Origin of the sequence: Streptomyces sp. NPDC003077 (genome assembly GCF_040611095.1) — a bacterium.
GTDB lineage: Bacteria > Actinomycetota > Actinomycetes > Streptomycetales > Streptomycetaceae > Streptomyces.
The window spans coordinates 26226-40603 of record NZ_JBEXNM010000078.1; the positions used below are offsets into that span (position 1 = coordinate 26226).

The 14378-nt window shown below is 72.9% G+C and carries 12 protein-coding genes; 4 read left to right on the plus strand and 8 right to left on the minus strand.

Annotated elements, in window-relative coordinates; genetic code table 11:
• Window positions 1–44: 44 nt before the first annotated feature.
• Entirely contained in the window at window positions 45–1193 is a 1149-nt protein-coding gene (gene dgoD, locus ABZX96_RS33015; RefSeq protein WP_355551527.1) for a galactonate dehydratase, read from the plus strand.
• A 163-nt stretch (window positions 1194–1356) separates the two neighbouring features.
• Here dgoD and ABZX96_RS33020 read toward each other — a convergent pair whose 3' ends face one another.
• From ABZX96_RS33020 to ABZX96_RS33030, 3 genes are all read right to left on the minus strand, one after another.
• Window positions 1357–2604 (minus strand): hypothetical protein, encoded by a 1248-nt coding sequence (locus ABZX96_RS33020; protein ID WP_355551530.1) that lies wholly within the window; start codon window positions 2602–2604, stop codon window positions 1357–1359.
• A gap of 173 nt (window positions 2605–2777) precedes the next feature.
• Window positions 2778–3962 carry a CU044_5270 family protein gene (locus tag ABZX96_RS33025; RefSeq protein WP_355551533.1) on the minus strand — a complete coding sequence of 395 codons (1185 nt, stop codon included), beginning with the start codon at window positions 3960–3962 and terminating at the stop codon, window positions 2778–2780.
• Window positions 3935–4537: a sigma-70 family RNA polymerase sigma factor gene (locus ABZX96_RS33030; protein ID WP_355551536.1), complete on the minus strand. Its 603-nt coding sequence runs from the start codon at window positions 4535–4537 to the stop codon at window positions 3935–3937. The genes ABZX96_RS33025 and ABZX96_RS33030 overlap by 28 nt, the downstream gene beginning before the upstream one ends.
• 397 nt (window positions 4538–4934) lie before the next feature.
• Here ABZX96_RS33030 and ABZX96_RS33035 point away from each other — a divergent pair, with 397 nt between their 5' ends.
• Entirely contained in the window at window positions 4935–5555 is a 621-nt protein-coding gene (locus ABZX96_RS33035; protein ID WP_355551539.1) for a bifunctional 4-hydroxy-2-oxoglutarate aldolase/2-dehydro-3-deoxy-phosphogluconate aldolase, read from the plus strand.
• 116 nt (window positions 5556–5671) lie between these two features.
• A complete protein-coding gene (locus ABZX96_RS33040) occupies window positions 5672–5887 on the plus strand; it encodes a zinc ribbon domain-containing protein (RefSeq protein ID WP_355551542.1) in 216 nt (71 codons plus the stop codon).
• Between the two features lie 91 nt (window positions 5888–5978).
• Here ABZX96_RS33040 and ABZX96_RS33045 read toward each other — a convergent pair whose 3' ends face one another.
• The 4 genes from ABZX96_RS33045 to ABZX96_RS33060 all read right to left on the minus strand — a co-directional run bounded on the left by ABZX96_RS33045 (window position 5979) and on the right by ABZX96_RS33060 (window position 11815).
• Entirely contained in the window at window positions 5979–6638 is a 660-nt protein-coding gene (locus ABZX96_RS33045; RefSeq protein WP_355551567.1) for an O-methyltransferase, read from the minus strand.
• Window positions 6639–6888: 250 nt separating this feature from the next.
• Complete coding sequence (locus ABZX96_RS33050) at window positions 6889–7728, minus strand: HAD family hydrolase (protein ID WP_355551546.1); 840 nt, start codon at window positions 7726–7728, stop codon at window positions 6889–6891.
• 116 nt (window positions 7729–7844) lie between these two features.
• Window positions 7845–10520 carry a phosphoribosyltransferase gene (locus ABZX96_RS33055; protein ID WP_355551570.1) on the minus strand — a complete coding sequence of 892 codons (2676 nt, stop codon included), beginning with the start codon at window positions 10518–10520 and terminating at the stop codon, window positions 7845–7847.
• A 122-nt stretch (window positions 10521–10642) separates the two neighbouring features.
• Entirely contained in the window at window positions 10643–11815 is a 1173-nt protein-coding gene (locus ABZX96_RS33060; RefSeq protein ID WP_355551549.1) for an HpcH/HpaI aldolase/citrate lyase family protein, read from the minus strand.
• Between the two features lie 420 nt (window positions 11816–12235).
• Between ABZX96_RS33060 and ABZX96_RS33065 the strand changes: the two genes are divergently transcribed.
• Window positions 12236–13378 (plus strand): TerD family protein, encoded by a 1143-nt coding sequence (locus ABZX96_RS33065; protein ID WP_355551552.1) that lies wholly within the window; start codon window positions 12236–12238, stop codon window positions 13376–13378.
• Between the two features lie 132 nt (window positions 13379–13510).
• On the opposite strand, the gene ABZX96_RS33070 is transcribed toward ABZX96_RS33065, so the two are convergent.
• A complete protein-coding gene (locus ABZX96_RS33070) occupies window positions 13511–14242 on the minus strand; it encodes a Tellurium resistance (protein ID WP_355551555.1) in 732 nt (243 codons plus the stop codon).
• Window positions 14243–14378 lie beyond the last annotated feature (136 nt).

Below are 14378 nucleotides of genomic sequence, written 5' to 3' on the forward strand. Positions count from 1 at the left end.
ACGGGGGAAGGACAAAGCAGGCCCGCGAGAGACGAGGGTGATCGGTGGAGATCAGCCGTATTGAGACGTTCATGGTGCCGCCGCGGTGGCTGTTCGTGCGGGTGGAGACCGATGACGGGTACGTGGGGTGGGGGGAGCCTGTCGTGGAGGGGCGGGCGGAGGTGGTGCGGGCGGCGGTGGGGGTGCTCGGCGAGTACGTGATCGGGCGGGACCCGTCGCGGATCGAGGACCTGTGGCAGGTGATGACCAAGGGCGGTTTCTATCGCGGCGGGCCGGTGCTGTCCTCCGCCGTCGCGGGGATCGATCAGGCGTTGTGGGACATCAAGGGGAAGCGGTACGGCGTTCCCGTCCACCAATTGCTCGGCGGGCCCGTGCGGGACAAGGTGCGGGCATACGCGTGGGTCGGCGGGGACGAGCCGTGTGAAATCCGGGATGCGGTGACCGCGCAGGTGGAAGCCGGTTTCACGGCGGTGAAGATGAACGGCTGCGGGCCGATGACGCCGCTGGCGACGCGCGCGGAGGTGCGCGCCTGTGTGCTCCGCGCCCAGACCGCGCGGGAGGTCCTGGGTGAAGAACGGGATTTCGCCCTGGATTTCCACGGCCGGGTCTCCCCCGCCAACGCACGCCGCATTCTGCCGCTGCTGGCGGAGAGCGCACCGATGTTCGTGGAGGAACCGGTGCTGGGTGAATACGCGGACGCCCTCCCGGAACTCGTCCGCGCCTCCCCCATTCCCCTCGCACTCGGCGAACGCCTTTACGGGCGGCGGGAATTCCTGGCGCCTTTGCAGGCCGGCGTGGCCGTCGTCCAGCCCGATGTCTCGCACGCGGGCGGGATTTCGGAGTTGCGCCGCATCGCCGCACTGGCGGAGACGTACGGGGCCCACCTCGCGCCGCACTGCCCGCTGGGGCCGATCGCCCTCGCGGCCAGTTTGCAAGTCGCCTTCACCACACCGAATTTCCTCATTCAGGAACAGTCCATCGGAATGCACTACAACACGGGGTCCGCTGAGCCTTTGGATTATGTGGTGGATACGGAACCTTTCCGGTTCCATGCCGGGTTTCTGTCGCGGACCGAGCGGCCGGGGCTCGGGGTGGAGGTGGACGAGGCGGCGGTCCGGTCCGCGGACGCGCGGGGGCACGCCTGGCGCAGCCCCGTCTGGCGTTACGCGGACGGGTCGTTCGCGGAGTGGTGAGCTGAGTCTTGATCGTCGACCCGTAGGCTGCGGCGGGTGACGGGGTGGTGCCTGGACGACGGGAGCGGTCGGCGTCCAGGCACCTGTGGTCCGTACGGAGTCCGTGGCCCGTACGAAGTCCATGGCCCGTAGGAACTCCGTAGGTCGTGCGAAGGACGAGGCGTCAGCGCAGGTCGCGGGAGACGAGTACGCCGCACATGACGGGGTCGCTCTGGCAGCCGGCCGTTCCGGCGGCGAGCACGCCACTCGTCCCGGGGACGCCGGCGATGCCGAGCACCGTGGACATCTCGCTGTGCTCGGTGACCTCGGCGGGCAGGGCCTCGGTCGTCCACGTCGTACCGGTCCAGCGGGACAGCACGGAGTGGCGGTCGCCCGCGGACCAGCCGGCGACCCACAGGCGGCCGGCGCCGTCCACGTTCGCGGCGTTCACCTCGTCGACGGGGGGTGCGGGGAGCGTCTGCCAGCGGCTGCCGGTCCAGCGGGCGGCCATGGTGGCCTCGGGTGCCTGCGCGTCGTTGGTCTTCCCCAGGACGTAGACCGAGTTCCGTCCGGCGGTCACGGCGTGGTTGGCCACCCAGCCGGTCGGGTGCGCGGTGGGGGTCGGCACCTTGTGGGTCGTCCAGCGGCTGCCGTCCCAGTGGTAGAGCAGCGGCACGGACACCTCACCGGTCACGGCCTCGGCGGTGACCCAGACGTCGTCCGGGCCGGTGCCGGTGATGTCCCAGGGCTGCACCTGCCCGCCGCCGGGGGCGGCCGGGAGGGAGACCCTGCGCCACATGGAGCCGGTCCAGCGCTCCAGGCGGTAGTCGTAGGAGTTGCTCGCCTGGTCCCAGTCGAAGCTGGTCAGCCATGCCGACTTCGGTCCGAACGCGGCGATGTCGCCGACGAAGCTCATCCATCCCTCCGGCGGGGCCGGGCGGTCGATCTTCGTCCACTTCTTGCCGTCCCAGTGCTGCAGCAGGAGCCCGGTGGACGTGTCGCCCGAGATCGTGCCGGCCGCCCAGACGTCGTCGGGCGCGGCGGCGGAGATCTTGTCCAGCTGCGCGGGTGCGGTGCCGGTGACGGGGGCCGTGTCCGTCCACCGGGTGCCGTTCCAGTGCTTGACCGCGGGTATGGGGCCGTCCGCGCCGTCCGTCTTGCGGCCCACCGCCCACACGTCCTTGGCGCCGGTCGAGGCGACGTCCCAGAACTCCGTCGAGACGGTCTCGGTCATCGGCAACCGCAGCTTCCAGGGGGTGGCGGCGCGGGCTGCCGAGTGGGAGGCGGTGCCGGTCCTGGTGCCGGGTGCGGCGGTCGCCTGGGCGCTGAACGAGCCGAGTGCGACCGCGCACAGCGCGACCGTGGTGCACAGCCGCGTCCTGCGCGTTCCGGGCCGTTGTCTTGCGTTCCTGTGTCTTGCGTTCCTGGCCATGGTGCTCCTTCTGGTCGGAGTCGAGTTCGGGTGGTGCTTGTGGTGCTCGCCGTTCTCGTGGTGCTTGTGTTTCTCTCGGTTCTCGTGGTTCTCAGAAGGAAATGGCCGTCGAGTGGCGGTTCTTACAGGGAAGTTGTGACGCGGATCGGCGAGGCTCGTCACCTGGCGGGCGTCTACTTAGGGGCCTCCACCTGCTCGTCGGACCACTGGGACCTGACGGTGGCGGTGTAGTTCACCGGCGTGCCCGCCGTGAGGCCCGCCTCGGCGGCCTGGGCGGACGGCTTGGTCAGCGTCTCCTGGTCGGACAGCAGGGCCCCGGTCGCCGGGTTCACGATCAGTTCCGACCGTGCGGCCCCGTAACCGGGCCGATCGGTCGCCGGCAGGGCGAAGCCGATGCCCTTGCGGCCCAGCGGGTCGGTCACCTCGCCGAGCGAGCGGATGCCCGGGAGGTCCGCGATGACGCGGTACGCGGCGGCCCGGACCTCGGGGGTGACCGGCAGGTTGATCAGGTTGGCCGCCTGCCGCCACATCCACTCGGTGCGGTCGGAGATCTCGCTCCCGGTGTCCTCCTTGTGCAACCGCTCCAGCAGTTCGCGCAGCTTCGCGCTGTCGCCGGGGAGTTCGCGCAGTTCCTGGTAGGTGACGTTGCGCGCGCCGAGGGCGGCGATCCGGTCGCCGAGGTTGATCCGGTCCACCGTCGGCGGCTTCCCGGGGCTCGTCTCCATCCGCAGGCCGAGCCTGCCGCCCGCCCCGGAGTCGGCGAGCGTCAGGTCCCGGGGCGATCCGGCGGCCCGCCAGCGCTTCTCGTCACGCTCGGTGCGCGGTGCGGTGGTGGCGTCGATGCCCGTCACCATCAGGCTCTGCGTGCCGGGCCGCACCCCGAAGGACTGCCGCTGCTCCGAGGAGGAGACGACCGCGAAGGGCGAACCGGCCGCCGCGACCAGCCCGATCCAGCCCGACCGCGTGGTCACCTGCCAGTACGTGCCCTCGTCCGCCGAGCGGTCCAGCCGGGCGGCCACGTTCAGCAGCGCGAGGCGGCCGTTCTCGGGGGTGGGCCGGGGGCCGCCCGCCGTGGGTCCGGCGGTCGCCCGGGTGTCGGGGGAATTCGGCGCGTCCCGTGGCAGAGTGCCGACGAACACGGCAGCCGCGACCGCCGTCGCCGCGACGGGCAGCGTCCAGCGCCAGCCGAATGTCCGGGGTGACGGGGTGGCTTCCGGTGCCTGTGCCTCCGGGCCGTCGGCCAGGATGGCGAGCAGATCGTGCCGGGCGCGCGCCGAACCGGCCAGGCGCTCCGGGTCCAGTTCCGGGGGACGCGCGTCCGCCAGCGCCTTCATGACATCGGGCCGCTTGCGTGCCATGTCCGTACTCCTCCACTGTCACTTTCGGATGGCTGTCGCTTGCGAACGGGGGTCGCTTGCGAACGGGTGTCGCGAGAGGACCCGACCGCGTCCACGGCCCGCTCCAGCCGCCGTCTGGCCCGGTGCAGCCGGACCGAGACCGTGGCGGTGGAGCAGCCGAGGACGCGCGCGGCCTGTTTCGGGCCGAGCCCGTGCCAGGCGATCAGCGTCAGCAGCTCGCGATCGGGCGCGGACAGCCGGGCCAGTGCCTGCAGCGCCGCCGCGCGCTCGGTCACCCCGGCGGCCACGTCGTCGACCTGGGCGCCTCCCGAGGTGATGACGCGCCGCGCCTCCTCGGCGGCCAGGGCGTACTGCCTGCCGTCGCGGCGCCGCAGCTCCCGGATCAGGTTGCGGGCCACGCCGAGCAGCCACGGCAGCGCGGGCGTGGGAATGTCCCGCATCCGCCGCCAGGCGACGGTGAAGGTCTCACTGGTGATGTCCTCACCGATCTGCCGTCCCACCAGGCTGGTGGCGTAGGCGAGCACCCGGGGCCGGCACTCCTCGTACAGGTCCCGGAAGCGTTGGGCGTCGGTCACGCGCCGTCTCCTCGTCTTGGCTCTCTCACCATGCAGTGGTCGGGAGCCGGGCTTTCTTACACCGGAGGGCCGGGGGTTTTCGGACGAGGGGGATGTGGCCGGCGGGTGGTGGGGTTTCCGGACGAGGGGGAACGTGGTCAGCGGGCGGTGGGGTTTCCGGGCGAGGCTGAACGTGGCCGGTGGGCGCTGGGGTTTCCGGGCGAGGCTGAACGTGGCCGGTGGGCGCTGGGGTTTCCGGGCGAGGCTGAACGTGGCCGGTGGACGCTGGGGTTTCCGGGCGAGGCTGAACGCGGCCCGCGGGCGGTGGGGAGCGGAAGGGAAATCCGGGGCCGACGGAGACGGTCCGTGATCCGGAATCGCCCGTACCGTGGAGCCAGCAACGGCGAAAGGAAGACTCATGGACTTCAGCGCGGCACTCCGGGCGGAGCGGTTGTTGGCCATCGTGCGCGGCAGGGACCCCGAGGCATCGTTCCGGACCGTCATGGCTCTGGCGGAAGAGGGCGTCTCGCTGATCGAGGTTTCGCTGAGCGGCGCCGACGCGCTCCGCGTCATCGGCCGGGCCCGGGAGGAACTGGGGGACGCGGCGTGGCTGGGCGCCGGCACCGTCCTGTCCGCCGACGACGCCCGGCGGGCCGCCGAGGCCGGGGCCAACCTGATCGTCACGCCGGGGCTGGGATCGGCGCTGGAGGAGTCCGTGCGGCAGGGGCTGCCGGTGCTGGCCGGGGTGCTCACGCCGTCGGAGGTGATCGCGGCGGACGCGGCCGGGGCGGCGGCGCTGAAGCTCTTCCCGGCGTCGGTCGGCGGCTGCGCGTACCTCCAGTCGCTCCTGGGACCGTTCCCCGAGCTGCCCTTCGTACCGGTCGGTGGCGTGGACGCGGAGGCCGCCCGCGCCTATCTGGCGGCGGGTGCGGTGGCGGTGGGCGTCGGCGCGCCACTGATCGGGGACGCGGCGGACGGCGGTGAGCTGGACGGGCTCCGCAAGCGGACGGCGGAGTTCCAGGCGGCGTGCGACGCGTGAGCGGGGTGGGGTGAGCTGGTGGTGAGCATGGCTGGGGCGGGCGGGGCCGCTGCGGGCCGTCGGAACGCGGACGAACGCACTCGTCCCTCCCCGAACACCGCGGCTAATCTGTGGCCATGCCTCGTTACGAATACCGGTGCCGCTCCTGCGGCTCCACCTTCGAGCTGAACCGGCCGATGGCCCAGTCGTCCGACCCGGCCACCTGCCCCGACGGCCACCAGGACACGGTCAAGCTGCTGTCCACGGTGGCCGTGGGCGGAACGGCGTCGGCGCCGGTCCGGAGCCCGGGCGGTGGGGGCGGCGGCTGCTGCGGGGGCGGCTGCTGCGGCTGAGCGCCGGAGCTCAAGGCGGGGGCGGCGGCTGAACGCACGGAAGACCGCCCCGCACGAACCACCGCCGCCCCGACCGCTCCCCTCTTGTTCCCTACCGCTTACGCGCCACCGTCACCCCGTCCGCGACCGTGAGCATGACCGTCTCCACCCGGTCGTCCACCAGGACGTGGTCGTTGAACTCCCTGATCGCCGCCGCCGAACCGGTCGCCGTGGGATCCACGACCTCCCCCTGGAACAGCACGTTGTCCGCGACGATCAGTCCCCCGGCCCGCATCCTGGGCACCAGTTCCTCCCAGTACGCGATGTAGTTGACCTTGTCCGCGTCCAGGTAGGCGAGGTCGATGTGCGGCTCGGCGGGCATCGCGCGCAGGGTGTCCAGCGCGGGGGCGATCCGCAGGTCGATACGGTCCGCGACGCCCGCTTTCTCCCAGGCCGCGCGGCCGTATGTGGTCCATTCCTCCGAGACGTCGCAGGCGATCAGCTTCCCATCCTCGGGCAGCGCCTGGGCCAGGGCCAGCGCGGAGAAACCGGTGAACGTCCCGACCTCGACGACGTGCCGGGCGCCGATCAGCCGCGCCAGGAACGCCAGCAGCGGCGCCTGTTCGCGCGCCGACTGCATGTGGGCCGTCTCCGGAAACCGCCGCTGCGTGGTCTCCACGAGATCGAGCTGTACGGCGTCCAGCGGGGGATGGTGCGCGAGGACGTAGTCGTACAGCTCGGGGGTGATCGGAGTGCTCTTCTTCGCGGTCACGGTCACGGCGATCTCCTCGGTCTCCGGGGGCACGGTACGGCCCGTGCCGGAGGGTAGCCGAGCAACCGACGGGGCGTGAGGGCCAAGCGAGCCGACAGGTCCCACGTCACCATCAGCGAGCCGACAGGTTCTCGTCACCATCAGCGGGCCGATACGTCCTCGTCACCATCAGCGGGCCGATACATCCTCGTCACCAGCAGCGGGAATCCCACGCCCGGCGGCGCTGTGGCTCCGTACTCGGGACCCGCCCTCACCCCACAGCGCTCTCCTCCAAGAACGCCCGCACGATGCTCTCCCCCGCCGCCACCCCGCGTTCGGACAGCGCCGTGACGTGCGGAGCCGTCCATCCCGTCTCCGCGAGTTCGCCGTGTCCGGGGCGCCAGCCGTGGTCCGCCGCCAGCAGCAGGTCCGCGTCCAGGAGCGAGTCGCCGGCCGTCAGGGTCCGCGTGGCGTCCGTGCGGCGGGCGACCTCGGCCAGCGCGGCGCTCTTGGTGAGCGGCTTGGGCACGGCGTAGATCTTGCGGCCCTGGAGGGACACGGTCCAGCCGCGCGGGTCCGCCCAGGCCGCGAGCTCCTTGACCCACGTCGCTGGCAGCCGCTCGCGGTCCACGACGAGGTACGCGAAGAGGTCTTCGGCGGTCCGTTCCTTGAGCAGCCAGGAGGGGTCCGCGGTGCGCAGCAGGTGCTCCCGCACCTCCTCCAGGGAGGCGCACTCGGCGTGCAGCCGGGCGGCGACCGTGCGCTGCCAGTCGCGGTCGGTCTCACCCCGTACGAGGAGGTGGCCGCCGTTCGCGCAGATGGCGAACTCCGGCTCGGGGACGGGCAGCCGGACGCGCCGGTACTGCTCGCGGGTGCGGGTGGTGGCGGGGACGAACGTCGCCCCGGCCGCCAGGGTGCCCAGGAGCGCGGCGGCCGTCTCCGTCATATAGGACAGCGGTCGGTGCTCGTACACCTCGACGCACAGCAGGCGCGGCGCCTCGGCGTCCGGCATGGTCAGGTGCAGGGCCGCGGCCGAGTAGATGAGCGTCCGGTCGAGGTCGCTGGCGACGAGGACGCCACGGCGGCCCTCAGCACGTGTGCCAGCGTTCACAGCAGGTGTGCCACCATCCGCAGCACGCGTCCCACCGGGAGTGCCATCGTCCTCAGCACGCGTGCCACCTTCCGGACCGGTCGCGACCCCGGACGCACCGGGAGCAGACGGGAGCGTCACGCCGCCGTCACCGCCTTGCCGTCGGCCCCGGTCGCGCCGCGCGTGTAGCGGGGGTGGATCAGGCCCACGCAGCTGTACGGCAGGTCGTCGATCTCCTCGACGGGGACGCCGCGCTGTTGCGCCAGCAGTCGTACGTGGTCGAGGTCGGGGCCGGCGCCCTTGCGGGCGAGGATCTTCCAGGGGACGCGGCGCAGCAGCACCCGCGTGGTCTCGCCGACGCCCGGTTTGACGAGGTTGACGTCGTGGATGCCGTACGCCTCGCTGATCCGCTCGACGGCCGCCCAGCCTTCCCAGGTCGGCGTCCGGTCGGTGGTGGCCAGTTCCCGTACGTCCGCGGCCACTCCGTCCGCGACCTCGGTGAACCGGGCGGCGATGGTGTCCACGAACGTCCGCGACTGATCGACTTCTGCCAGCTCGCGATAGAACTTGGCGCCGTGGAAGTCGTCCGGCCCCACCAGGTCGTCCCGCAGGACGGTCCGCGAGATCAGCCCGGAGACCGTGGAGTTGAGGCAGGCGGACGGGACGAGGAAGTCGTCGCGGGTGCCGTAGGTCTCCACGCAGCGGCCGGGATCGGCGAGGACGGCGATGCGCGGGTCGAAGCCCGGCATGTCCCGGAGCGCGGCGGCGAGTTCGCGGGTGATGGCGCCCTTGCCCGTCCAGCCGTCCACGAAGACGACGTGCGCCGGGTCGTGGTGGGCGGCCAGCCAGCGCAGCGCGGTGGTGTCGATGCCCCGGCCTCGGACGATGGACACCGCGTAGTGCGGCAGGTCCAGCCCGTGCGCGTGCCGGGCCCAGCGGCGCATCAGGACGCCGACGGGGGTGCCGGCGCGGGCCAGCGAGACCAGGACGGGGCGCGGCGCGGGGCCGCCGGTCCGGCCGAGGCGGGCGGGGAGTTCGGCGAGCACGGTCTCGGTGACGGTGCCGACGGCGCGGGCGATGCGGGTCGCCGAGGTGTCCAGCGCGCTGCGGAAGAGCTGCTGGTACTCCTCGCTCGGCTGGTACTCGAGGGGCAGCGACTCCGCGTAGTGCGCGCCGCCCTGCTGGATCGCCTCCTCCCGCTCCTCGGTCGGCGCTTCGAGCGCGACCGCCGACAGGTCCTGGAGCAGCCAGCCGACGTCGTCGGGCGCGTAGGACGAGAAGTCGGGGCCACGCAGCGGCTCGGGCAGGCGGGGACGGGGACGGGGCATGGTGCGGGCCTGTCGGTGGGGGGTGGGGGACGGATCGCGGTCGGAGGCGGAGGGGGTCCCCTCCGGACGCGGCGTGTACGAGGGGACGACGGCCAGCAACAGCCGGTCGGTGTGCTCGGACAGCCGGGCCAACAGGCCGTCTTGAGCGTGGAGTTGGGGCGTGTCACCGTGCGCGTCCACGACGGCGACGATCGCGTCGAACCGGCGGGCGGGATCGGCGCCGGCCGCGACGTTGTACGCGTACCGCTCGCCCGGGCCGTCCGCCGGACGGTCGTGGGCGGGGAAGGCCAGCCGGGTGCGGATGGCGTAGCCGGGGTCGTCCACGGGGAGCACGGGCGAGCGGGTCGTGGTGGAGAAGAAGACGTCGGCGGGCACGGCCCCGTCCAGCGCCTCGGCGATCCGCAGCGGCGCGTACATCAGCTCCTCGTTGCCCAGGACGAGCACCCGGCGCGCGCGCCCGTTCGGCAGCTCCACACCTCCCGGCCCCTCTGCGTCGCTCGATCCCTTGGCGTCGCTCGATCCCTCGGCGTACCCCAGCGCCTCGGCGATCCGCGCCGCCATCCCGGGCAGCGCGGCCGTCAACCGCTCGCGGTGGGCCGGCGTGAAGCCGTGCCGCCCGCCGTCCGGTACGCCTTCGGGCCAGTTCAGGGGGACGCGAACGACGGCGGAGGGGGCCGTCGGCGAGGAAGGGAGACCGGACGAGGCGACCCCGGCACCGGCCCCGCCCCCCTCGGGACCGGACGAGGCGACCCCGAGACCGGCCCCGCCCGCCTCGGGACCGACCCCGCCCCCCTCATACTCCGCGACCAGCTCCCTCCCCCGCTCCAGCACATCCGCAGGCAGCCGCACGCCACCCGCCGCCAAAGACACCAGGTCCACCCGTGCGCCCAGATCCGCCGCGAACTTCTCCAGCTCGCGGCGGTCGTCCTCCGAGCGCATGTCGACGAGCGCGACGACGACGTACCGTTCGCGGGGGCGGCGGGCGTGCAGCGCCGCGATGGTGTTCCGGACCGTGCGACCGGTGGAGAACTCGTCGTCCACCAGCACCAGCGGCCCGTCACCGGTCAGCAGGGCCGGGTCCTCCGGCAGCAGCAGGTGCGAGGTCGCGTGGCTGTGCTCCTCCTCGAAGCCGCCGGCGCGTTCGACGCCGGGGACCGGCCGCCGGGTGGAGTGCAGGTACGGGGCCGTGGCCAGGCCGTCGGCCACGCTGTGGCCCAGGCCGGTCGCGGTCTCGGCGTAGCCGAGGACCACCGCGCGGGCCGCCTCCGCCTCGCCCAGCAGCGCGCGGACCCGGCGGCCCAGGTCGAGGCCCGCCTCGTGGACCACGTGCGGGCGCTGCGGGACGTGCTTGCCGAGCACGTTCGACACCAGCAGGTGAGCGCGCTTGGGGTTACGGCGCAGCGCCAGTCCGAGCAGGTCGGGCAGCCGGTCCGAGCCGCTCAGCGAGACTCCGAGCCGCCGGGCGACCCACTCTCCGGTCCACACCACTGGTTTTCCTCTTCTCCCTGTTCCTTACAACTACGCGGCGCCACTCGCCTCGTCCCTCACTGCGGCACCCACGGCCGGTCCTCAGCCCTCGCGCGTCATCCCGGTGCCCCGCGCCCCGGTCACACCGGCGGCACCCCAGCCGTCAGCAACTCCACGAACCCGACGCCTTCCCGCGCCACGCCGAAGACCTCGGCCCGCAGCAGGGTGCGTTCGGCCCAGGCGCGGTGGGGTTTCACCTCGTTCATCTTGTTCGTGTACGCGGAACGCAGTACGCCGCCGTCGTTCCGCTCCGGCCGCAGGATGTCCACGGCGTCGCTGAACTCCTCGTGGCTGACGACGGACAGCGCGTGCACCGGCACGACGTGCGAGGGGTGGATGCAGGTCTTGCCCTGGAGGCCGTTGGCCCGGTCCAGGGCGATTTCCCGGAGGAGGCCGTCCATGGCGTGCTCGATGAGCGAGGTCCGCAGTTCCTCGGCGCGGCCCAGGAAGGGGCTGCGCCTCAGCTGCGGCTTGAACATCCGCTCCTGGACGCGGAAGTACTCCCAGACCGGGCCGGTGACGGTGAAGCCGGTGCCGTCCGCGCGGCCCAGGACGTTCACCACGTCGGCGATGACGGAGGCCACGATCCCGACGTCGTACGCCGTCATGTCCGGGGCGCGGCGCAGCCCGTAGGCGGAACAGAAGTCGGTGACGCCGAGCCGCAGCGCGAGCACCCGTTCCCGGTACTTCTCGACGGCCCGCGCGATGCCGTGCAGCGTCTCCGTACGGCTCTCCAGGTGCAGCAGCTCGGGCGATTCGAGCACCGGCATCGCGAACAGCCGCCGCCCGCACTCCGACTCCGCGCCGGCCAGCGCTTCCAGGAACGGCATCCCGCGTTCCTCGGTGAACTTCGGCAGCACGAACCCGGACAGCAGCCGCGCCGCCGGGCCCAGCCGGCGCACCAGGTCCGGTATCTGCGCGGGCTCCCGGACCCGGACGAACAGCAGCGGCAGGACCGCCCCGCCGTCGGCCGCCTCGGCGAGTTCGGTGAGCTGCCGGACGAGGTTGTGCTCGCCGGCCACCACGTCCGCGTCCGCGATGGAGTCCTCCAGGCACAGCACCATGGACACCACCCCGCGGGCGGCCTGCTTGAGCACGTCGGCGGCCAGGCGCGGGCGGGTGGCGGGGCTGTAGAGGGTGGCACCGAGGGCCACCGACAGCGTGCGGGCCGGGGAATCAGCGGTGAACTCGATGGGCTCCTGGTGGAACAGCGTCTTCCGGATGTCGGGCGCAAGATGCCCAAAGTGCCGCATAAAACTCCCCGTGCGCGGCCGGGGACCGGGGTGTCCGCCTGCCGCGTCTCGCTTCTGGAACCGGCCGGTATCCGGATCCGGCCGGTAATCGTACGCGCGGACCCCGCCCAAAAGTTCCCACCCGAACGAATTCACGACCGGACGGCAACGACTCCCGCGCGCCCGCGCCCCAGCCCTCCGCCGTCCCGCCCAGCCCCCGCCGCGTCGCATTCAGCCGTCGTATGCAGCCCTCGCCGCGTCGCATTCAGCCCTCGCCGCCGTCCCGCCGAGCCCTCGCCGACGAGTCGTCACTCCTCGCCGTCACCCCTCGATCCCACGCCACCGGCCCGTCACCCGCTCACCGCCGCCCCGCCGTCCTGCGGCTCCGCCACGCCGGACCCCGCGTTGTCCCTGCCGCCCCCGGCGAGGCAGGATGGCGATATGACGCACGCGATGCTGAAAGGGTCGAACGTACCCCTCGACGCCACGGCGGTTCGGGCCGTTCTGCGCTGGTCGCCCGGTGCCGACGTGCCCGACGTCGATGCCTCGGCCCTCGTCCTGGGCCCCGACGGACGCGTGCGCTCCGACGACGACTTCGTTTTCTACAACCAGCCCCGGCACCCCAGCGGCCTGATCCGGCACCTGGCCAAGACCCGGCTGACGGACGGTCTGGCCGACACCGTCGAGGCGGACCTGTCCGCGCTGGACCCGTCCGTGGACCGGGTGCTGATCACCGCCTCGGCGGACCGCGGCACGTTCGGGCAGGTCCCGGACCTGCGGGTGCTGCTGTACGACGCCACGCGGGAGGGCGAGCCGCTGGCCCTCTTCCAGGTGGTGCCGGACACCGGCGAGGAGACGGCGCTGATCTGCGGCGAGCTGTACCGGCGCGGGGAGAGCTGGAAGTTCCGCGCACTGGGGCAGGGCTACAGCAGCGGTCTGGTGGGCCTGGCCACCGAGTTCGGCGTCTCGGTGGAGGAGGAAGCCCCCGCGGAGGCCACCCCGGCACCCGATGCCACCCCGGCGCCCAACGCCCCGCAACCGGCCACCCCGCAGCCCGCCGCACCGGCCGCTTCCCCGGCCCCCGCGACCACCGGCACGCCCGGCACCAGCGCCCCCGTCACCGGCACGCCCCCCGCCCCGCACGTGTCGACCGAGCACCTGCCCACCACCGAACCCATGGTCGCGGCCGGGGCCACCACGGGCGCCGCGCCCGCCGCGCCCGCGCCCCGGCAGCCCGAGCCGGCCACCCAGCAGACGCCCGGACCGGGCCCGGACGCCTCCGCCACGGGCTCCTTCCCGCTGGCCCCGCCCGCTCCCCCCGCGCAGCAGCCCACGGGCGGCTACGGCTACCCGGCGAACGTCCCCCCGCCGCCATCCCAGCCCCCGGCCGCCCACCAGCCCGCCTACGGCTACCCGGGCCCGCCGCCGCAGCCGTCGTACGGCTACCCGCAGCAGGCGCACCCGACGTACGCGCCGCCCCAGACGGGCTATCCCGCGCCGCCCCAGGGCTACCCGCAACCCCCGGTCGTCCCGGACCCGAACTTCGTCCTACCGCCCCAGGGCCCGCAGTTCCAACGCCGCTGACCGACCGCCGGCGCCGGCCGTCCCCGTCGCTGGTCAACCCCTGGCGCTGATCAACCGCCGATCAGGCATGCCCAAATGACCGGGCGCGCCCCAGACGACCGGGCGCGCCCGAAAAACACGCGCGTGTCCCCCTCACGCCTTCGACTTCGTCCCCCGCCCCCACTGCAGCCCCCACCCGTACAGCCGGTCCAGCTCCGCCTGGAAGCCGTAGACGTACTTGACCTCACGGCGCACGGTCAGGTCGCCCTTGTTGTTCTCCAGCATGAACACCGCGCAGGAGCGGGCTTCCGGCGCCCGTTCGTCCAGGCTGATCTCCACGCGCGGGCCGGTGGTCGGGTGGAGCGAGACGATGGCGTGCGTCCGGTCGAAGGCGGGAGTGCCGTCGTAGATGTAGACGAAGATCAGCAGACGCTTGATCTCGTCGCGGTGGTCCATGTTGATGTAGAGCGTCTCGCCCGAGGGTGAGCCGAAACGGTCGTCACCGCTCAGTTTCACGTACGGGGCGGCGTTGATGTTGCCGAGGAAGTTGCCGAGCGGCTGCACCACGCCCTTGGTGCCGTCCTTGAGCTCGTACAGGCACGCCAGGTCCAGGTCGATCTGGACCACCGCCGGGCCCTGTGCCTGCACCAGCTCGGGCTTGAAGAGCTTGCCGGGATTGCGCAGCAGGCCGCCGCGCTGCGGGGAGCCCGGGATGTCGGGCGTCCGCATCCGCCAGTGGAGGTTGACCCGCAGGTGCCCGGTGGCCGCGCCCTGCTTGGTCAGCGACACGACCGGGTTCCGCTTGGTCAGCTCGACGACGTGCGAGGTGCCACCGCTGTCGTACTTCGGCGCGCCGCCTCGCCACCAGTTCCCCAGGAACGACACTTGCCCCACCCCTTTGGTTCGGCCCCTGTACAGCGGGGGGGGGCCGGGGGGGGTGAACACCCAAGCCCCCCCCCCACGAAGTAAGAACAAGCGACCGCCCGCCCCACCCCCGGAGGGGAACAGCGCGGGAAGGAGA